This is a genomic window from Kocuria turfanensis, from assembly GCF_001580365.1.
In the GTDB taxonomy this organism is placed as follows: domain Bacteria; phylum Actinomycetota; class Actinomycetes; order Actinomycetales; family Micrococcaceae; genus Kocuria; species Kocuria turfanensis.
Map to the genome: position 1 here is coordinate 104019 of NZ_CP014481.1, position 18576 is coordinate 122594.

Annotated in this window: 16 protein-coding genes and 3 pseudogenes; 9 read left to right on the forward strand and 10 right to left on the reverse strand. The window is 67.9% G+C overall.

Annotated elements, in window-relative coordinates; genetic code table 11:
- Window positions 1-119: 119 nt before the first annotated feature.
- The 3 genes from AYX06_RS17545 to AYX06_RS17555 all read right to left on the reverse strand — a co-directional run bounded on the left by AYX06_RS17545 (window position 120) and on the right by AYX06_RS17555 (window position 3621).
- Window positions 120-1076 (reverse strand): DMT family transporter, encoded by a 957-nt coding sequence (locus tag AYX06_RS17545; RefSeq protein ID WP_058874578.1) that lies wholly within the window; start codon window positions 1074-1076, stop codon window positions 120-122.
- A 394-nt stretch (window positions 1077-1470) separates the two neighbouring features.
- A complete protein-coding gene (locus tag AYX06_RS17550) occupies window positions 1471-2289 on the reverse strand; it encodes a shikimate 5-dehydrogenase (protein WP_261775459.1) in 819 nt (272 codons plus the stop codon).
- Between the two features lie 267 nt (window positions 2290-2556).
- Window positions 2557-3621: a LacI family DNA-binding transcriptional regulator gene (locus tag AYX06_RS17555; RefSeq protein WP_062737232.1), complete on the reverse strand. Its 1065-nt coding sequence runs from the start codon at window positions 3619-3621 to the stop codon at window positions 2557-2559.
- A gap of 164 nt (window positions 3622-3785) precedes the next feature.
- Between AYX06_RS17555 and AYX06_RS17560 the strand changes: the two are divergent.
- Window positions 3786-4490 (forward strand): annotated as a pseudogene (locus AYX06_RS17560) (ABC transporter substrate-binding protein); the annotation flags it as partial.
- Here AYX06_RS17560 and AYX06_RS19480 read toward each other — a convergent pair.
- Window positions 4490-5497, reverse strand: a pseudogene (locus AYX06_RS19480) (IS481 family transposase); the annotation flags it as partial. The pseudogenes AYX06_RS17560 and AYX06_RS19480 sit on opposite strands and share 1 nt — an antisense overlap.
- A gap of 112 nt (window positions 5498-5609) precedes the next feature.
- Here AYX06_RS19480 and AYX06_RS19485 point away from each other — a divergent pair.
- The 4 genes and pseudogenes from AYX06_RS19485 to AYX06_RS19490 all read left to right on the forward strand — a co-directional run.
- A pseudogene (locus AYX06_RS19485) lies at window positions 5610-5777 on the forward strand (transporter substrate-binding domain-containing protein); the annotation flags it as partial.
- Window positions 5778-5839: 62 nt separating this feature from the next.
- On the forward strand, window positions 5840-6625 hold the full coding sequence (locus AYX06_RS17565; RefSeq protein ID WP_062737233.1) for an amino acid ABC transporter permease: 786 nt from the start codon (window positions 5840-5842) through the stop codon (window positions 6623-6625).
- Complete coding sequence (locus AYX06_RS17570) at window positions 6622-7389, forward strand: amino acid ABC transporter ATP-binding protein (protein ID WP_062737234.1); 768 nt, start codon at window positions 6622-6624, stop codon at window positions 7387-7389. Before AYX06_RS17565 ends, AYX06_RS17570 begins: the two co-directional genes overlap by 4 nt.
- On the forward strand, window positions 7389-7925 hold the full coding sequence (locus AYX06_RS19490) for a Gfo/Idh/MocA family protein (RefSeq protein ID WP_084271808.1): 537 nt from the start codon (window positions 7389-7391) through the stop codon (window positions 7923-7925). The genes AYX06_RS17570 and AYX06_RS19490 overlap by 1 nt, the downstream gene beginning before the upstream one ends.
- Here AYX06_RS19490 and AYX06_RS17575 read toward each other — a convergent pair.
- The 5 genes from AYX06_RS17575 to AYX06_RS17595 all read right to left on the reverse strand — a co-directional run bounded on the left by AYX06_RS17575 (window position 7828) and on the right by AYX06_RS17595 (window position 13777).
- Window positions 7828-8226, reverse strand: coding sequence for a heavy metal-responsive transcriptional regulator (locus AYX06_RS17575; protein ID WP_019311206.1), 399 nt, complete (start codon window positions 8224-8226; stop codon window positions 7828-7830). The two genes, AYX06_RS19490 and AYX06_RS17575, sit on opposite strands and share 98 nt — an antisense overlap.
- Before the next feature lie 88 nt (window positions 8227-8314).
- On the reverse strand, window positions 8315-9700 hold the full coding sequence (locus AYX06_RS17580) for an FAD-dependent oxidoreductase (protein ID WP_062737235.1): 1386 nt from the start codon (window positions 9698-9700) through the stop codon (window positions 8315-8317).
- Between the two features lie 75 nt (window positions 9701-9775).
- Complete coding sequence (gene merA / locus AYX06_RS17585; RefSeq protein WP_062737236.1) at window positions 9776-11221, reverse strand: mercury(II) reductase; 1446 nt, start codon at window positions 11219-11221, stop codon at window positions 9776-9778.
- Between the two features lie 233 nt (window positions 11222-11454).
- Entirely contained in the window at window positions 11455-12375 is a 921-nt protein-coding gene (locus AYX06_RS17590; RefSeq protein ID WP_084271809.1) for an AAA family ATPase, read from the reverse strand.
- Entirely contained in the window at window positions 12362-13777 is a 1416-nt protein-coding gene (locus tag AYX06_RS17595) for a Mu transposase C-terminal domain-containing protein (RefSeq protein ID WP_232319473.1), read from the reverse strand. Before AYX06_RS17595 ends, AYX06_RS17590 begins: the two co-directional genes overlap by 14 nt.
- A gap of 449 nt (window positions 13778-14226) precedes the next feature.
- Between AYX06_RS17595 and AYX06_RS17600 the strand changes: the two genes are divergently transcribed.
- Window positions 14227-15315: an IS110 family RNA-guided transposase gene (locus tag AYX06_RS17600; protein WP_062737276.1), complete on the forward strand. Its 1089-nt coding sequence runs from the start codon at window positions 14227-14229 to the stop codon at window positions 15313-15315.
- Window positions 15308-16555 carry an IS256 family transposase gene (locus AYX06_RS17605; protein ID WP_062737237.1) on the forward strand — a complete coding sequence of 416 codons (1248 nt, stop codon included), beginning with the start codon at window positions 15308-15310 and terminating at the stop codon, window positions 16553-16555. The genes AYX06_RS17600 and AYX06_RS17605 overlap by 8 nt, the downstream gene beginning before the upstream one ends.
- A 46-nt stretch (window positions 16556-16601) precedes the next feature.
- Here the strand turns inward: AYX06_RS17605 and AYX06_RS17610 are convergent, their stop codons facing one another.
- Window positions 16602-17240: a recombinase family protein gene (locus AYX06_RS17610; RefSeq protein WP_062737238.1), complete on the reverse strand. Its 639-nt coding sequence runs from the start codon at window positions 17238-17240 to the stop codon at window positions 16602-16604.
- A 371-nt stretch (window positions 17241-17611) separates the two neighbouring features.
- Here AYX06_RS17610 and cmtR point away from each other — a divergent pair, with 371 nt between their 5' ends.
- On the forward strand, window positions 17612-17971 hold the full coding sequence (cmtR, locus tag AYX06_RS17615) for a Cd(II)/Pb(II)-sensing metalloregulatory transcriptional regulator CmtR (protein ID WP_062737239.1): 360 nt from the start codon (window positions 17612-17614) through the stop codon (window positions 17969-17971).
- Window positions 17968-18567, forward strand: coding sequence for a cadmium resistance transporter (locus AYX06_RS17620; protein WP_062737240.1), 600 nt, complete (start codon window positions 17968-17970; stop codon window positions 18565-18567). The genes cmtR and AYX06_RS17620 overlap by 4 nt, the downstream gene beginning before the upstream one ends.
- Window positions 18568-18576: the final 9 nt, after the last annotated feature.

Here is an 18576-nt window from a genome sequence, read left to right on the forward strand (position 1 = left end):
CTTCCGCTGGCGGCTCGGCCAGGCCGGGCCGTTGCCGGCGGCCCTGGTCCCGTCGCCTCCTACTGAGTCGGCCTGCACCGAGCGAGTGGACCTTTGGGCTGCTCGAGCGTCGACGTCCGTCACCTGACCTCAAGGCCTTCCCGGTCCGCGCCCTGATCGGACTCAGGGGCGGGACGCGGTCGGAGCGTCAGATCCTTGGGGCGCAGCTCGCTGACCAGGACACCGACGACGATCAGCACGGCCCCCAGGATCGCCAGGCCCGGCAGGCGATCCCCGGCGATACGCCCGATAATCCCGCCCCACACCGGTTCCCCGGCGTAGATGACGGTGGCCCGGGTGGCCGACACAGAGCGCTGCGCCCAGTTCATCGCCCACTGAATCAGGATGCTCGCCGCCCCGAGCCCGACCCCGGCCACCAGCCACACCCAGGAGAACCCCGGAACCCGTTCGCCGGTCACGGGCATCATCGCGAAGGACAGCAACCCGGCCATCAGCACCTGCACCACGGTGACCCGGCGGGCATCCACCGTGCCGGCGAAACGACTGATGAGCACGATCTCCACCGCGCAGGCCACCGCACTGAACAACGTGAGCGTCTCCCCGGGGCTCAGCCCACCCAACCCGGCGTCCGGACCAGCCAGCAACACCAACCCCGCGAAGGCGAACGCCACCCCGACCAGGGTCATCACCGCCGGGGCCTTGCGCAGCAACACCCACTGCAGCAGAGGCACCATCGGCACGTACAAGGCAGTGATGAACGCCGACTGGCTGGCCGTGATCGTCTGCAGCCCCACCGTCTGCAGGCCGTAACCGAAGAAGATCGACGTCCCGATCACCGCACCGGCGCCGATCTCCTGCCAGGTGATGCCCCGCAGCACGCGCCAGAACACCACCGCCCCGATCAACCCGGCCACCACGAAGCGGACCCCAACGAAGAACAACGGGCCGGTGTGGGCCATTGCCACATGGATGATCAGGAAGGTCGCCCCCCAGATCATGGTGATGCCGATCAGGATCAGTTCGGGGCGACTGACGCGGAGCCTGTTTCCGCCGGTACGAAAGAAGGTGTGCCACACACACCTCAGCGTATGAGAAATATAATGCTCATGCCAAGGTGAAGACCTGGTGCCCTGGCAGGAACCCTTAGCGCAGGGTCGCGGCCCTGGGAAACGTCCGGTAGCCGGCCATGTGTAAAGCGGCGGTCCTCGATTTGCTCACGCACCCCCAGTCCACGGTCGAACCAGTAACTCTTCGGGCCGCCTTTGCCCTGCGGCTGCGCCCGTGACCGCAGTCGGTTGGTTACGGCTGCTGGTGTGTGTCCGGGAAGCGTTGCTGGTGGGCCGGGAGCAGGGCGGAGTAGTAGTCGGGTTCGAAGTCGATCGCGGCGACGTCCCCGCCCGTCTTGGCTCACCTTGAGTTTGACCAGAATCGGTGAGGAGCGGGTGGCGGTCTCGGTGGAGCCGGGCCGGCCTACTCTGCCCGGACGAATTCTTCGGCGTCCTGCACCTGTTGGCCTGTGGGGCGGATACCCGTGTACAGCACGAACTGCTCAAGCGCCTGGATGGTGGCCACCTCCGCACCGGTGATGACCTTCTTGCCCGCCGCCCTGCCGGCTTTAATCAGCGGCGTTTCCGGCGGCAAGGCCACCACGTCGAACACGACCTCGGCGGCTTCAACGGCCGCGGCCGGAAAGGATTGAGAATCCGCTTCGGCGCTGCCTGCCATGCCGATGGGCGTGACGTTGATGATCATGTCGGCGGTGGCACCGCCCAGCTCGGCCCGCCACCTGAAGCCGTAAAGGTCAGCGAGGGCACTCCCTGTGGCCTCGTTCCGGGCAATGATGGTGACGTCGCCAAAGCCCGCGTCGCGCAGCGCAGCGGCAGCGGCCTTGGCCATGCCGCCGGCTCCCTGCAGCAGCACCGAGGAGTCGGTGGGCACGTCGTTGCGTTCTAGCAGCCGCTCAATCGCCGTGTAGTCGGTGTTGTAGGCAGTGAGGTGGCCGGCGTCGTTGACGATGGTGTTCACCGAATCAATCGCCTTCGCGGACGGATCCATCTCGTCGACTAAGGCGATGACGTCCTCCTTGTACGGCATGGAGATGGCGCAGCCGCGGATGCCCAGCCCGCGGACACCGGCGATGGCCTGCTCGAGGTTGGTGGGGGCGAAGGCCTTATAGATCCAGTTCAGCCCGAGCTGTTCGTAGAGGTAGTTGTGGAAGCGGGTCCCGTTGTTGCTCGGCCGGGCCGAAAGCGAGATGCACATGGTCATGTCTTTGTTCAGAATCGGCACCCCTCCATTAAATGGCCAAGCCGGCATTGAACTCCTACTACAACGCCACCCGCACGGGTATTGGCCGGTAGCCGGGCCATATGTGAAGTGATGAGACTTGGCCACTCCTGTAGCCGGGGTACACGGGCCGAGCAGCGTCTGCCCATCCATCCCTCGGATCTCGATTGCGCCTTGTACTGCGGGCAAGCCAGGTCAAGAAGTCACCTGCTCGTGTGGCAGTCCCGTCCTGCCCGAGGCAGCAAAGGCATAGGACAGGCCACATCGGGCTCATTCCGATGGTGGGCAGATGGATTTTCTGTTGATGAAGCGCGCCTTCAGTCGCGCGGGCGAGGCGGCCGGGTATGCGCCAGCCAGCACTTGCAGCAGCGCGGTCGCTGCAGAGACGCCCACCTCGTAGATCGGCTGGGCGATGACTGACAATGGCGGGGTCATCAGCTGGGCCCATCGGGCGTCGTCGAACATCACGAAGGACATGTTTTTGGGGATCTCCAGGTTTCTGTGCTGGAGGGCGAGCAGCACGTCCAGGGCGATCAGACCGTCCGAGGCGAGAATGGCAGTGGGGGGTGACTCCAGGGCCAGCAGCTCATCAATGATTCTTGCAGTGACCCTTTCACCGAGTGCATTGAAGCGTATGAGGTCTTTGGTCGGCTCCACACCGTATTGCTGCAGTCCATCGACAATTCCCGTGAGCCTGTCCTGCACCGAAGATACGGGAATGCGCATCCCCGGGCGGTACGTCTCTCCGTGCGTCTGCAGCGAGGAGATGAAGGCGATGCGCCGGTGGCCGGCTGCCAGCAATGTCGATGTTGCTTCTTTCGCAGCAGGAGCGATGTGCACGCTTGCTGAAACGGCAGGCAATGTTTCAATCTGTCGGTCCAGAAGAACCAGCGGAACGCCAGCCCGGTGAGTGTCTTGGAGATGGTCCGTGACCAGGGCTGTCGCTGGTGCGACGATGAGCCCATCGACACGTTTTTCGAGGAGAATCCGCACGGCGTCAACTTCGGCTTCCGGATTCTCTGAGGTGTTAATCAGGATGACGTCGTAACCGGCTTTCTTGGCGATGTCTGAGATCCCGCGGGTGGCCAAGCCGAAGTAGTCGTTCTCAATGTCGCCGACCACCACGCCGATGGTCTTCGTCTCGCCCGTATTGATACTGCGTGCAAGCACGTTGGGTCTGTAGCCGAGTTCCTCTGCGGCGGCCTGCACCTTCTCCCGAGCAGCGGCACTGACTGTGCCGTAGGACCCCAGCGCGCGGGCGGCACTGGACTTCGAGACTCCCGCCCGCCTGGCCACATCGGCGATCGTTGCAGGCCTCGTCTTCTGCGGAATCATGAGGCGCCTCCTTCGTTTTGACCATTGACGCCCACTCCCGACGCCGGTAGCGTGCGTCACACCCGACTGACACCGGTGTCAGTCTATCGGGTGACACCGGTGTCAGACGAGCCCGGGCTCGCTGCCTCCCTCAATCGGCACCTCGAGACGAATGGAACCTCGCCATGAACATCCTCAGGAATTTCCGCACTGCCGCGACCACGGGTTTGATTGGGTTGACCTTGATGACCGCCACTGCGTGTGGTGGAACCGGGGATGCATCGGGTGCAGGAGCCGAGGACAATCCGTTTAACTTGATCGAGCCTGGCACGATGCGGGTGGCCAGTGTGGGGGATCTGCGGCCGTACACCTACACCGACGAGAACGGTGAATTCACCGGTTTTGACGTGGAGCTCTTGGAGGACGTGGCCGGCCGGATCGGTGTTGAGGAAGTGGTCTTCACCGGGCAGGACTTCTCTGGGTTGCTCGCGGCGGTGGCCAATGGCCAGTACGACGTTGGGGCGGCTGCCATCGGCATCACCGAGGAGCGGCAGCAGACGGTCGATTTCTCCGAGGGTTATCTGGCCGGGTTCCTGTCGGTCGTGACCCCGAAGGACTCCGACATCGCCTCGGAGGAGGATCTGGCCGGTGGTCGGATGGGGGTGGTGCAGGGGACCCTGCAGGAGGCCTACGCGGTGAAGAACCTGCCCGACACGGAACTGGTGCGCTTCCCGGACAACAACGCCGCCATCTCCGCGCTGAACAGCGGGACTGTGGACGCCCACTTCCTCGACTACGAGTCGGCCAAGAAGTACGTCGAGCAGTACGACCTGGTCAGTGCCGTGGAGATTCCCTCTTTCGACGCCCCGGCCGGCTTCGCTGTCGCTAAAGTGTAAGAGGGCATGACGTTATTGGCACGGGCCGGGACGCGTGAGGCCGGGGGCTGATCACCACAGGCGGTATGCGGCCGATGGTAGTTGAAGTGGTTGACCCACACCCCGATCGCGTCCCGGCGGGCCTGCTCGCTGGCGTAGGGACGGACGTAGAGGACCTCATCGGCCAGCAGTCGGTTGTAGCGCTCCACTTTGCCGTTGTGCCGAGGTGTGTAGGGCCTGATGCGCTGGTGCCGGCCGGCGAGGGCCTCCACGCACCGGGTGAAGTCCCGGGCCTTGTAGTTGGCGCCGTTGTCGGTCACGACTCGGTGGATCCTCTCGATCCCGTGGGCGGCGAAGAACGCCCGGGCTCGGCAGAAGAACCCGATCGTCGTCACCGCCTTCTCGTCGGCCAGAGCCTCGGTGTAGGCCAGCCTCGAGAAACCGTCCACGGCCGAGTGCAGGTAGGTGTAGCCGACCTTCGCCCCGGGCCCGCGCTTGGCCGCCTTCGCCGCCGTACTGCCGCGGCCATGGGCGCGCCAGCCGCCGCCGTCGGGGATCCGCCCGACCTTCTTCACGTCCAGGTGCACCATGTGCCCGGGCCAGGCGGCACGGATCCGCTGGGGCGGGCGTCGCAGGTCGTCCCCGGCTGGAGTGAGGTCGCGCAGGCGGGAAATGCCCAGCCGGGCCAGCCAGCGACCGACCGTGCGCAGGTGTAGCTCGTGCCCGAGATCCAGCAGGTGGCGGTGGATCCGCCGGGCCGACCATTTCCGGTCTCGCCGGAGGGACTCGATGAGCTCCACGACGGCCGCCGGGGTGCGCTGAGGGCTGTGCCTTGGGACCGAGGGACGATCGGCCAGCCCCGCCTCACCGGCGGCGAGATAGCGGGCCACCCAGGTCGCCACCGTGGGGCGGCTGACCCGGAACTCGGCGGCCACATGGGCCTTCGGGATCCCGTCCTCGAGGTGACGGCGGACCATGCGCAGCCGGCCGGTCGGGGTCAGAGGTGCATTAATGTGGGGCATGAACGGGCTCTCTTGCTGCGGACGGACGGTGTAGGAACTTCCATCCTGTGGCGAGGAGCCCGTTCCTCATCTCACCGGCACACCCGCGGCAAGAACCTCATGCCCCACAACAGCTAAGGACAACGACGAACTCGTTGAGGCCCTGAACGAGGGCCTGGCCGAGGCCATGGAGGACGGCACCTGGAAGGAACTGCACGAGAAGTGGTTCCCCGGTTCCCCGATGCCGCAGCAGTACCTGCCCTCGGCCGAGCAGACCGCCACCGCCGAGCCCACGTCCTGATCCTGCCGGACGCCCGCCCGTTCGGCAGTCCCACCGTTCCTCCGACCGTCTGAGAGCACCTCATGGACTGGATCGACACGATCACCCGCACCTTCTTCGACGTCGACGCGATGCTGGCGGTGCTGCCGCAGCTGCTGGCCGTCGGGCTGAAGAACACCCTCATCATCTCCGTCTCGGCCACCGTGATCGGGCTCGTGCTGGGCATGGTCCTCGCCGTGATGGGCATCTCCCGGACCCGGTGGTTGCGCGTGCCCGCCCGGCTCTACACCGACATCTTCCGCGGGTTGCCCGCCATCCTCACCATCCTGCTCATCGGCCAGGGCTTCGCTGGGATGAGCCAGCAGGTGTTCGGTGCCTCGCCGTACCCGCTGGGCATCGCCGCGCTGAGTCTGATCGCCAGCGCCTACATCGGGGAGATCTTCCGGGCCGGCATCCAGAGCATCGACAAGGGCCAGCTCGAGGCCTGCCGTGCCCTGGGCATGAGCTACCCCAAGGCCATGGCCCTGGTGGTCGTCCCCCAGGGCGTGCGCCGGGTCCTGCCGGCACTGGTCAACGAGTTCATCGCCATCGTGAAGGACTCCAGCCTCGTGTACTTCCTGGGCCTGTTGGTGGGTGAACGCGAGCTGTTCCGTGTGGGCCAGGACGCGGCCGTGCTCACCGGCAACCTCTCACCGCTGGTGATGGCTGGGGTCTTCTACCTGATCATCACCGTTCCACTGACCCACCTCGTGAACTACTTCGACCACCGCTTCCGCGCCGGGCGCCGGCGCGCGACCGAGCCTTCGAGCGGGCTGGCGGAAGTCGAGGAGCTCAACACCACCCCTTCGACTGTTGGGAGCAAAGCATGAGCACCACCGCCGCGCCCGCCGCGCCCGTGGAGACCTACCACGGGGCCAGCCTGGAGATCCGTGACCTCACCCTTGCCTTCGGCGACATCGAGGTGCTGCGCAACGTGAGTCTCTCTGTGCCCGCCGGCACCACCACCTGCATCATCGGGCCCTCGGGTTCGGGCAAGTCCACCCTGTTACGCGGGATCAACCGCCTGCACGAGCCCAAGAGCGGTGATGTGCTGCTCGGAGGACAAAGCGTGCTGGGGGTCAAGCCCGACGGGCTGCGGCGGCGGATCGGGATGGTCTTCCAGCACTTCAATCTCTTCCCCGACCACACCGCCCTGGAGAACGTCGCCCTGGCCCCGACCAACGTCAAGCGCATGCCACGGGCCCAGGCCCGGACCCTGGCGCACAAGCACCTGGCCGAGGTCGGCCTGGCCGAACGCGCCGACCACCGGCCCCGGGACCTCTCCGGAGGCCAGCAGCAGCGCGTGGCAATCGCCCGGGCCCTGGCCATGGAACCAGAAGTCATGCTCTTCGACGAGGCCACCAGCGCCCTGGACCCCGAGCTCGTCAAAGGCGTGCTCGACCTCATGGCCGGGCTCAGCCACAGCGGCATGACCATGGTCGTGGTCACCCACGAAATGCACTTCGCCCGCAAGGTCGCCGACCAGGTCGTCTTCATGGACGAAGGCAAGGTCGTCGAGGCCGGCACCCCACAGCAGATCTTCGACAACCCCGGCAGCGACCGCCTGCGCCGCTTCCTCTCGGAGGTCCTCTGATGGCGGCCCCGATCCGCACCGCAGTCCTCGGCTACGGAGTCTCCGGGCGGGTGTTCCACACCCCGTTGCTGGCCGCGGACCCCGACTACGAGCTGACGGCGGTCGTCACCGGCAATCCCGAACGAGCTGCCCGCGCCGCCGAGCGGCATCCCGGAGCCCGGATCGTCCCCAGCGACGACGATCTGTTCACCCTGCTCGATACCGGGGAACTCGAACTGGACCTTGTGATCCTGGGCACCCCACCGGGCACCCATTTCGATCAAGCAGTCGCCGCGATCAACCGCGGGCTGCACGTGGTGGTGGACAAACCGTTCGTCCCCACCGCCATCCAGGGCGAGGAGCTGGTACGCCGGGCGCAGGAGGCCGGGGTTGTGACTGTCGACGGTGAATGGCGGTGTTCTGACAGAGGTATTTGGCGGCCGTGGTGCGGCTGTGGGCTCAGAGGTAGCTGCAGATTTGGGCGGGATCGCACTGGGTGGGGTCGCCTTGGGAGGCGGCCTGGTAGTGCTCGGCCGCGGAGGCCCGCAGGGCGGTGAGCTCAGCGATGTGCTGGTCGAGGTCGGTGAGTTGCTGGGCGAGCTGTGCGGCTACGTGGGCGCAGGGGGCCTGCCCGGCGTCGCGGATCTGCAGGATGTTCCGGATCTCGGCCAGACTGAGTCCGGCGGCCTTGCTGCGGCGGATGAACTGCAGGCGGGCGAGGGCCTCGGGTGGGTAGTCGCGGTACCCGTTGGGGCCGCGGTGCACCGGGGGCAGCAGACCGTGCTGTTCGTAGAACCGCAGGGCTTTGGTGGTCATGCCGGCGGCTGCGGCCGCTTCACCGATCCGCACGGTGCGCACCTCGATCCTGGACTGTCGTGTGGCCTTCCACGGTAGAGGAAGGCTCCGGGGGCAGGGCCCTGCCTGCCCCTGGAGGGGCAGGTGGTCATCAGGGTTCGGTGCGGGCGCGGTCGGTCTCGACGGCCTGCCAGGTCTTGCGCGCGGCGATGAGCACCGGGTCCCACACCGGGGAGAAGGGCGGGGCGTAGGAGAGGTCGATGTTGAGCAGCTCTTCCACCGGGGTCTCGTGCCACAGCGCCACGGAGAGCACGTCGATGCGCTTGGCCGCGCCTTCTTCCCCGACGATCTGGGCGCCGAGCAGCCGTCCGGTGCCGCGTTCGGCGATGAGTTTGGTGCGGATGGGTTTGGCCCCGGGGTAGTAGCCGGCCCGGGTGGTGGAGTCGACCACGGCGGTGACGGGGTCGAAGCCGGCCGCCTGCGCCTCGAGCTCTCCGAGGCCGGTGCGTCCGACTTCGATGTCGCAGATCTTGGTCACGGCGGTGCCGAGCACCCCGGGGAAGGTGGCGTAGCCGCCGCCGAGGTTGATCCCGGCGGTGCGGCCCTCCTTGTTCGCGTGGGTACCCAGCGGCAGGGACACGTGGCGGCGGGAGACGCGGTGGAACTTCTCCACGCAGTCCCCGCCGGCCCACACCCCCTCGATGCCGGTGCGCAGCCGGCGGTCCACGGCGATCGCCCCCGTCTCGCCCAGGGGGATCCCGGCGTCGGCGGCCAGGGTGGTGTTCGGGGTCACCCCCAGGCCGAGGATCACCAGATCGGTGGGGATGGTGGCCTGATCGGTGACCACGGCGGTGACCTTCCCGGCGTGGGTCTCGAAGCCGGTGACGGTCTCCTCCATCCGCACCTCCATCCCGTACCCTTCCATCGCGGTGGCGATGAGCGCGCCCATGTCCGGGTCCAGGCCCGGCAGCGGGGCCGGGGGGCGTCCGATCACGGTGATGTCCACGCCCCAGGCGGACAGGGCCTCGGCCAGTTCCAGGCCGATGTAGCCGGCCCCGACGACCACCGCCCGGCCCGGGCGCTCCCGCTCCAGGACCGTGCGCAGGGCGATACCGTCGTCGAGGGTCTGCACCCCGTGGATACCGGCCGCATCGATCCCGGGCAGTGGCGGGCGGGCCGGGGTGGCCCCGGTGGCGACCATGAGTTGGTCGAAGCCCTCCCAGGCCTCCCGGCCGGCGGTCAGGTCGCGCACGAGCACGGCGCGGCGGTGCAGGTCGATCTCCAGGACCTCGTGACCGGTGCGGGCGTCGATGGCGTGGTGGTCGCGGAACTGTTGCGGGGTACGGGCTATCAGCTCCGTGGTGTCGGCGACGTCCTTGCCGATGAAGTACGGGATCCCGCAGGCCGAATACGAGGTGTAGTGGCCCCGCTCGAAGGCCACGATCTCCAACTGGTCCTGGGGCAGCTGGCGGCGGGCGGCGGAGGCCGCGCTCATCCCCGCGGCGTCCCCACCGATGACGATCAACCTCTGGGCCATGACTTCCCCTTCCGTTACAGTGCCTGCTGAGTCGTCAGCTCCCGGCTGTGCTCGATGCTCGAGGCCGACCGATCCTCACGCGGCGCAGCAGGAGAGTTTGGAGACGTCGGTGCGGAAGGACTGGGCGGCGATCTTCAGGCCTTCGGCCATCGTCAGGTACGGGCACCACAGGGTGGCGACCTGGTCCACCGTCATGCCCGCGGACAAGATGTAGACCCCGGCCGCGGCAAGCTCCCCGGCGTCCTTGGCCACCGCGGTGATGCCCACGATCCGCCCGGTCTCGGCCTCGGCGACGATCTTCACGAACCCCCGGGTGTCACGGTTGACCAGCGCCCTGGGCACGTACTCCAGGGGCAGCACCCGGCACTCACACCGGAGGCCGGCTTCCCGGGCCTGCTGGTCAGTCATGCCCACCGCCGCGATGGCCGGGGAGGTGAAAGTGACCCGCGGCAGGTGGGTGTAGTCGATCTGCTGGCCGGTGTGGTGGAAGGCGTTCTCCACCGCGGTGACCCCGTGGGCCGAGGCCACGTAGACGTACTGGGGGTGCCCGGTCACGTCCCCGGCCGCCCACACCTTCGGATTCGAGGTCGCCATCCGGGCGTCGACGAGGATCTCCCCGCGGGCCCCGGTGTCCACCCCGACCGAGCCGAGGCCCAGGTTCTCGGTGACCGGACGGCGCCCGACCGCGACCATGAGCCGGCCCGCCCGCAGGGTGTCCTGCCCGCCCGGGCCCGTGACGGTGGCCACCACCTCCCCGGTGTCCCGGTCGGGCGTCACGGAGGAGACGGTGGCCCGGGGGATCACCCGGATGCCCTCCTCGGCGAACACGCCCCTCAGGGTCCGGGAGACCTCGGGTTCCTCATGGGAGGCCAGCCGGGACCGCACGACCATGGTCACCGCAGTGCCCAGGCGGGCGAAGAGCTGAGCCTGCTCCAGGCCCACGTACCCGCCGCCGATGATCAGCAGCGACTCCGGCACCTCGTCGAGTTCCATGGCCGTGGTCGACGTCAGATACTCCACCTGATCCAAGCCCTCGATCTCCGGGACGATCGGGGTGGAGCCGGTGGCCACCAGGTAGTGGGCCGCCCGCACCCGGCGGCGGGAACCGTCGGCTCCGGTGACCTCCAGTACCGGATCCTCGGCCGTGCCGGTGAACACCGCTTCACCGGTGGCCAGTTCCCAGCCGTAATCGGCGATCAGATCCAGGTACTTGTCCGAACGCATCCCTTCCACCAGCGCGTCCTTGCCAGCGATCAGCCCGGGCATGTCCACCCCGGCGGCCGACGTGCTCAGACCAGGAAACCGTCCTGTGGCGTCCAGCGCCACGTGGCGGGCCTCGGCGGCGGCCAGCAACGCCTTCGACGGCACGCACCCGGTGTTCACGCAGGTGCCCCCGACCGTGGCACGCTCTACCATCACCACTGATTTGCCGAGATTGGTGGCCCGGATCGCGGCGGCAAAAGCACCACCGCCGGAACCGATGATCGCCAGGTCCACCTCGTGCGTTCCCGTCTCAGGCATGACCGGCCTCCGTAAGTCCGTGATGAAGGCCCCGACGGGCCGTCTGTGTGCGGTGCTGTGCTGTGCTGTGCCCAGCCTGCACCTTCCCCTGAAGAGGAAGGTCAAGACGTCACCGCGGCAATGTCATGTGCACGACCGTATGTGCCCCAGACCCGGGGGCCCTTTCGAGGAGTCGCTGCCAGAGGCGATTGCCTGGCCGGTGGATCTCAGGAACTGGTGGCCGGCCCGTGTGCTCAGTGACCGATCAGGAGTGACTCGCGGGCGGCTTCGACCACTTCGGGGGTGACGGTGGCCAACTGGTTGATCGTGAGGATGCGTTTGATCTGGGTGAGGAGGCGGTCGACGAGACGGAAGTTGCCGCCGGTGATCCGGGCGACGGTGGCGATCGCGACCGCCTGGGTGAACTCGTCATCGGTGGCGAGTCCGTCGGTGTGCCAGCGGCGGTTCAGGACGGCGGTGAGCTCTTCGGGGGTGAGTTGGCGGTATTCGTGGGCGAAGCCCACACGGCTGTAGAGCTGGGGGTAACGGGCCAGGCGCTTGTCGATGCCGGGCATTCCGATGAGGATCACCCCGATGGTGTGGCGGTCGTAGTAGTCGCGGACCTGTTCCAGGCCGGTGGTCTTGAGCCGGTCGGCCTCGTCGATGATGAGCAGCTCGGTGAGCCCGGAGGAGCGCGAGTCGGGGTGCACGAACGGGTCGACGCGGCCGTGGTGGTGGTAGTCGATGGCGTAGGAGATCTGCTGGCAGGCCCGCGGCAGGGCTTGGTCGACCTGTCGGGGGCTGGCGGTGACGGTCGGGGTCCACAGCGCGGTGCGGGCCTGCAGGACCTGCTCAGGGATGGGGCCGGGCTCGCGGTCCTCGCCCAGGTCTCGTTGCCACTGCTCCCATTGCGAGGCCCCGGCGTAGTGGCGGGCCGAGAGGGTCTTGCCGACCCCAGGTGGGCCCCAGCACAGGCCGATGTAGCGGTGGGCGCGGACGGTGTCGGCGAACTCGGTGAAACGGCGGTGCTCCCGGGTGGGCAGGAACGCCGGTGAGCCCGGGGGCGGGGGTGAGGTGAGCCCGTTGACCTCTCCGAACGTGCCGGAGAGGAAGCGCCGGCCGTCGTCGTTCTTGCCCAGCAGGCTCCGTGTGGAGTCGGGATCAGTCGGTGGCATAGGTCCGCAGCCGGTGTCGGGGCGCCGGCTCCGCTGGCGGGTCTGCGGCCGGGCCCGGAACCGGGGCGGGTGGTGGTGCCCAGCGGTCGTCGGCGGGCAGGGCGTCGGCGAGGCTGCGCCGGGCGCGCAGCTGCTGCTTGAGCGCGGCGCGGCGTGCGCTCCGGGCCTGCTGCAGTTGCTGGAGGGTGATGGTCTCGGCGGCCAGTTCGGGGGCGATCGCCCGGCACAGGTAGGTGTCCTGGTGGTAGACGCGCACCTCGCCGGCGTCGCGGGGGTCGTAGCGGATGGTCACGGTCTCGGAGACATAGGCGGCCAGCACTGGACAGATGTAGCGGGTGCCGTGGAAGCGGATGCCGTCGCGCTGGACGATGCGGGTGGTCGCGGCGGTGAGCAGCAGCAGGTCGAGGTCCTCGCCCCGTGCCGGGGTGCGCGGGATCCACCCGGCCCCGATCCAGCGGGCGGCCGGGGCCTGTCCGGTCTCGGAGTGCACCCGGGCGTGATAGTCCTCGATCAGGTAGCGCTGGACCACCGCGTCGAGCTGCTCCAGGCTCAGGGCGGGTGGTGAGGTGGGGGTGCCGCCGGTGCCGTGCGGGATGTGGCCGGGCAGGTGCGGGAGCACCTCGGTGGTGATCGTGCCGTAGAAGCGTTCGATCTTCCCCCGGCCCTGCGGCACCCCGACGCGGGAGTGGATGAGCCGGATGTGGGTGTCCAGGCAGACCCGGTCGAGTCGGGTGCTGGTGAAGTCGGCCCCGTGGTCGCTGTAGAGCACCTCGGGCAACCCCTGCACCGGCCACCGCGGGTCGGGTTTGGCCCGCACCGCCTGGTGCAGGGCCAGGGCGGTCTGCTCGGCATTCGGGGCGCCGGTGAAGACGGTGTAGCCGGCGACCGCGCGGGAGTAGTCATCCAGGATCACGCTCAACCACGGCCGCACCGGGCGCCCCCGGTGGTCGAGGATCGCCACGTCGAGCAGGGTGTGGTCGGCCTGCCACTGCTCATTGGGCCTCACCGTCGTCCGGCGGTGCACCAGTTCGTACCGGTCCCGGTAGGCGGTGTCTCCTTCCAGGGCCAGGGTGCGCAGCCCGGGGTCGATGGCGGCGATCACGCTGCGCACGCTCGAATAGCTCGGGGGCGCCCAGCCGCGCTCCGGGGCCAGATCGCACACCCGGCGGTGGATGAAGGCGGTCGTCGGCGCCGGCCGGCGCAGCGCCAGGGCCTCGATCACCGCGATCAGCTCCGCAGGCAACCGGCGGTGGCCGCGGTCGCTGCGGGCCTGGCGGTGCAGCCCGGCCGCCGAGGAGTCCGCCCGATACTCGGCGGCCCAGCGCTGCAGGGTGCGGACCGAGACCTGGGCGTGGGCGGCGAGCCGGGTCAGCGGCACCCCGTCGTCGAGGTGCTGGCGCAACAGTGCCGCTTTCTCCTGCGGACTCAGCTGCACCACCACCATCACCCCACGAGGGTCAGTAGTTGAGCCCCCGATAGTGGTGTAGCGCGGTGGCCCTGCTCGTCGTCCCGGACGAGAGCGCGGCCACCGTGAGATCTTTCGAGTTCACCTCTCACAGCACCCTCGAAAGGACATCATCACGATGACCGCTCCTCATATTGTCGACAGTGAGGATGGAGTCCGGTACCCCGGGCGGGGGTCTGACTCGATTGTCGACGGGCGTCATTGACTGCGACTGCCTTTGCATGGGATTTGTCGGCCTCGTTGCCCGGGGTGCCGCGCACGTGACCGGACGAGCGGTGTGACCTCATAGGAGCTTGTGCAGCAGCCCCATCACTGTCATGTCCACCTCGGGTGCCGGTCGTGTGCCGTCCCCTGTAATCGGACTTGAAAGGCGGCACGGAATCATGATGACTGAGAACTCTCCGGTCCTGGAGGTCTTCGGCGGAGTCGACACCCACTCGCTCACCCACCACGCCGCGGTGGTGGACACGCTTGGCCGTGAACTCGACGACCAGGAGTTTCCCGCGACGCCGGCCGGTTACGAGGCATTGCAGGCATGGCTGGTCGGTTTTGGCCAGCTCGTGAGAGTCGGCGTTGAAGGGACCGGTTCCTACGGTGCGGGATTGATGCGAGTACTGACCGGCACCGGGATCGTCGTGGTCGAGGTCGACCGTCCTGACCGCACTGCGCGCCGCTCGCTGGGCAAGTCTGATCCGCTGGATGCCTATGCGGCGGCCCGGGCAGCGGCGTCTGGACGTGCCACGGGAACTCCGAAGTCGCGCGATGGCATCGTGGAGTCGATCCGGTGCCTGCGCTTGGCGCAACGCTCGGCGATCAAGGCGCGGACCCAGTGCATCAACCAAATCCGCGCGCTGCTGGTCAACGGGCCCGCCGATCTTCGTGAGCACCTCGCGCAGTTGCCCACGGCGAAGATGATCAAGTCCCTGACCCGTCTGCGACCCACCACCGACCTGACCGACCCTCACGTGGCCTGCAAGCTGGCGTTGCGGTCCTTAGCGCGCCGCTACGCCAGCCTGGATGAGGAGATCAAACAGCTGCACCGTGGGCTTTGCGACCTCACCCGGCAGGTGGCCCCGCAGTTGCTCGAACGTCCGGGCATCGGCGTTCAGGTCACGGCTCAGCTGTTGATCACCGCTGGCGATAACCCCGGCCGGTTGGGCTCCGAAGCGTCCTTCGCCCATCTGGCCGGAGTTGCCCCCGTTCCCGCATCCTCCGGGAAGCGACAGCACCGCCATCGGCTCAACCGCGGCGGGGACCGCTCCGCGAACAACGCGCTCTACACCGTTGCGCTGGTCCGGATGCGCTACCACGAGCCAACCCGGGCCTACGTTGAGCGACGCACCGCCGAAGGCCTCTCGAAGAAGGACATCATCCGCTGCCTCAAACGCGCGATCGCCCGAGAGGTTTACCGTCTGCTCACCAGGCCAACAGTCCCGCTGGTACGCACGGTGACCGCACCACCCGCAGCTGCTTGACTTCTATAGGAGCATCCCTGCCGGCCTGCTCGGCGAAGCCCTGACCGAAGCCTCCCCGGACTTGATGCGGACCCTGCTGCAGACAGTGATCAACGCGCTGCTCTCCGCCGACGCGGACGCGGTGGTCGGCGCCGAGTGGGGCAGACCCGCTCCCGAGCGGGTGACCCAGCGCAACGGGTACCGGCACCGCGACCTCGACACCCGGATGGGTACGATCGACGTGGCCGTCCCGAAGCTGCGCGCTGGCACCTACTTCCCGGAATGGCTGCTCGAGCGCCGCAAGCGGGCCGAATCCGCCCTGATCACCGTGGTCGCCGACTGCTACCTCGCCGGGGTCTCGACCCGCCGGATGGACAAGCTGGTGAAGACCCTGGGCATCAACTCCCTGTCGAAGTCCCAGGTCTCCCGGATGGCCACCGACCTCGACGAGCACGTGGAGTCCTTCCGCCACCGGCCCCTGGGCGAGGCCGGGCCGTTCACCTTCGTGGCCGCCGACGCACTGACCATGAAGGTCCGCGAGGGCGGGCGGGTGGTCAACGCGGTCGTGCTGCTGGCCACCGGGGTCAACGGCGACGGCCACCGGGAGGTCCTCGGGATGCGGGTGGCCACGGCCGAGACCGGGGCGGCCTGGAACGAGTTCTTCGCCGACCTCGTCGCCCGGGGACTGGGCGGGGTCCGGCTGGTCACCTCTGATGCCCATGCCGGGCTCAAGGACGCGATCGCCGCGAACCTGCCCGGTGCCGCCTGGCAACGGTGCCGCACCCACTACGCGGCCAATCTCATGTCGATCTGCCCGAAGAGCATGTGGCCGGCCGTCAAAGCCATGCTGCACAGCGTCTACGACCAGCCCGACGCCACCGCCGTGAACGCCCAGTTCGACCGCCTCATCGACTACGTCACCGAGAAGCTCCCGGCGGTGGCCGAGCACCTGGCCAATGCCCGGGAGGACATCCTCGCCTTCACGAGCTTCCCCAAGGACGTCTGGGCGCAGATCTGGTCCAACAACCCTGCCGAGAGGTTGAACAAGGAGATCCGGCGCCGCACCGACGCGGTCGGGATCTTCCCCAACCGCGCAGCCATCGTCCGCCTCGTCGGCGCGGTGCTGGCCGAGCAGACCGACGAATGGGCCGAGGGCCGCCGCTACCTCGGCCTGGAGGTCCTCACCCGCTGCCGGCTCACCACCGTCGCCGACACCGGAAGCGAGGTGAGCCCCGACCCCCTGACCGCCCTCACCGCCTGATCCCCGCACGAAGGATCGCTACACCACTCCCGGGGGCTTGACCGGGTCAGTCCACCGGACCGCGGTCGGGCTCTGGTTCGGCGGCGGTGACCGGCCCGGCCGTCACCGGCTCCGGGGGCCGGGGCGGGAGGTGGCGGTAGAGACTGGTGCGGGTGATCCCGGTCTTGGCCACGATCTCCGCCATCGTGTGCCCGGACTCGCGCAAGTGTGCCGCGTAGGCCAGCTTGTCCGGGTCCACCACCGTAGGCCGCCCGATCCGCCGGCCCTTCGCCGCGGCCACCGACCGGGCGTGGGCGGCCCGCTCCAGGGTGTAGGTGCGTTCCATCTGCCCGAACAACGCCAGCAGCACCACCGCCAGCTGCGCCATCGGATCGTTCGGGTTGGTCGAATCCACCTTGATCGGGTCCGCGAGGTTCCGCACCCCCACACCCCGCTCGGCGAGGTCGTGGATCAGGTTGAGGGTGTCGCGCACGGTGCGTCCGAGCCGGTCCAGGGTGTGCACCACGATCACATCGCCCTCCCGGGCGTAGGCCAGCGCCGCGGTCAGACCGGGGCGTTCCGTGGTGGCCCCGGACTTCTTGTCCACATAGATCCGCTCCGGGGCGATCCCGACCTGCCGGAGGGCATCGATCTGCCGGTCGAGGTCCTGTTTGGCCGTCGAGACCCGCGCATAGCCCAATTCCATGCGCCCAGCGTACCGGAAGTCGGTTCCGTACGACCTAAATGGTTCAGTATTTTTGGCCCAAGTTCTGGTACAGGAATCGCCGATCATGCACATCGGGCATGAATCTCCACGCGGGCCGTCCCACTACCTAGGAAGTGGGACGGTTACCCGCGGCCGGTCAATCCGTTGATTACCTCGAGCTCGGCCGGTCCGACGACTCCGATCGAGAGGCAAGACCTCGATGCCGCCATTTAGCTCTGTCAGAACACCGCCACTTGTCGCTGCGGTTCACAGCCTCGGACGGACAGATTTCGCCGGTCGGTATTTTTGTAGCGGAATCCTTCGTTTTCGGGTCAAGGGGACGATTCAGTCGATACTGTACAGTCCAGTACATGCTGACTATTACTACTCGACTGGATGTGATGAACCGGTTGGGTCGGGCGATGGCCGATCCAACCCGGTCACGGATCCTGATGACCCTGCTGGAGGGCCCGGCCTACCCTGGGCAGCTGGCCCGGGACCTGAAGCTGACGCGTTCGAACGTGTCGAACCATCTGACGTGCCTGCGCGACTGCGGGATCGCGGTCGCCGTGCCCGAGGGCCGTCAGACCCGGTATGAGATCGCCGATCCGCATCTGACGCGGGCGCTGACCAACCTGGTCGCGATCACCCTCGCGGTGGATGAGAACGCCCCGTGCCTGGACCCGGCCTGCTCGGTGCCCGGATGCTGCACCGTGGAGGAGGAGGCATGATCCTGTCCTCGATCCTGCAAGCGATCGGCCTGTTCATCGCCACCAATATCGACGACATCATCGTGCTCTCACTGTTCTTCGCCCGCGGGGCGGGACAACGCGGCACAACGACCCGGATCATCCTCGGCCAGTACCTGGGGTTCGCCGGCATCCTCGGCGCGGCCGTGCTCGTGTCCCTGGGCGCAGGAGCGTTCCTACCCCCGGAGGTCATCCCCTACTTCGGGCTCGTTCCCCTGGCCCTGGGGTTGTGGGCGGCCTGGCAGGCCTGGCGCGGGGACGACGATGATGACGACGAGGCCAAGATCGAAGGCAAGAACGTTGCCGTGTGGACTGTCGCCGGGGTGACCTTCGCCAACGGCGGGGACAACATCGGCGTCTACGTCCCAGTCTTCCTCAGCGTCGGCCCGGCCGCGGTGGTGGCCTACTGCATCGTGTTCCTGCTACTGGTCGCGGTCCTGGTGGGTCTGGCCAAGTTCGTCGCCACCCGCCGGCCGATCGCCGAAGTCCTGGAACGCTGGGAACACGTCCTGTTCCCGATCGTGCTGATCGGTCTGGGCATCGTCATCCTGGTCAGCGGCGGAGCCTTCGGGCTCTAACCCATCCGA

What these genes read in the sequence shown, in the direction of transcription:
- AYX06_RS17555 (WP_062737232.1), bottom strand. Translation starts at nt 3,621, where the DNA reads ATGATTCCGCAGAAGACGAGGCCTGCAACGATCGCCGATGTGGCCAGG.
- AYX06_RS17610 (WP_062737238.1), bottom strand. Translation starts at nt 17,240, where the DNA reads ATGGAATTGGGCTATGCGCGGGTCTCGACGGCCAAACAGGACCTCGAC.
- AYX06_RS17580 (WP_062737235.1), bottom strand. Translation starts at nt 9,700, where the DNA reads ATGGCCCAGAGGTTGATCGTCATCGGTGGGGACGCCGCGGGGATGAGC.
- AYX06_RS17565 (WP_062737233.1), top strand. Translation starts at nt 5,840, where the DNA reads ATGGACTGGATCGACACGATCACCCGCACCTTCTTCGACGTCGACGCG.
- merA (WP_062737236.1), bottom strand. Translation starts at nt 11,221, where the DNA reads ATGCCTGAGACGGGAACGCACGAGGTGGACCTGGCGATCATCGGTTCC.
- cmtR (WP_062737239.1), top strand. Translation starts at nt 17,612, where the DNA reads ATGCTGACTATTACTACTCGACTGGATGTGATGAACCGGTTGGGTCGG.
- AYX06_RS19490 (WP_084271808.1), top strand. Translation starts at nt 7,389, where the DNA reads ATGGCGGCCCCGATCCGCACCGCAGTCCTCGGCTACGGAGTCTCCGGG.
- AYX06_RS17600 (WP_062737276.1), top strand. Translation starts at nt 14,227, where the DNA reads ATGACTGAGAACTCTCCGGTCCTGGAGGTCTTCGGCGGAGTCGACACC.
- AYX06_RS17570 (WP_062737234.1), top strand. Translation starts at nt 6,622, where the DNA reads ATGAGCACCACCGCCGCGCCCGCCGCGCCCGTGGAGACCTACCACGGG.
- AYX06_RS17590 (WP_084271809.1), bottom strand. Translation starts at nt 12,375, where the DNA reads ATGCCACCGACTGATCCCGACTCCACACGGAGCCTGCTGGGCAAGAAC.
- AYX06_RS17620 (WP_062737240.1), top strand. Translation starts at nt 17,968, where the DNA reads ATGATCCTGTCCTCGATCCTGCAAGCGATCGGCCTGTTCATCGCCACC.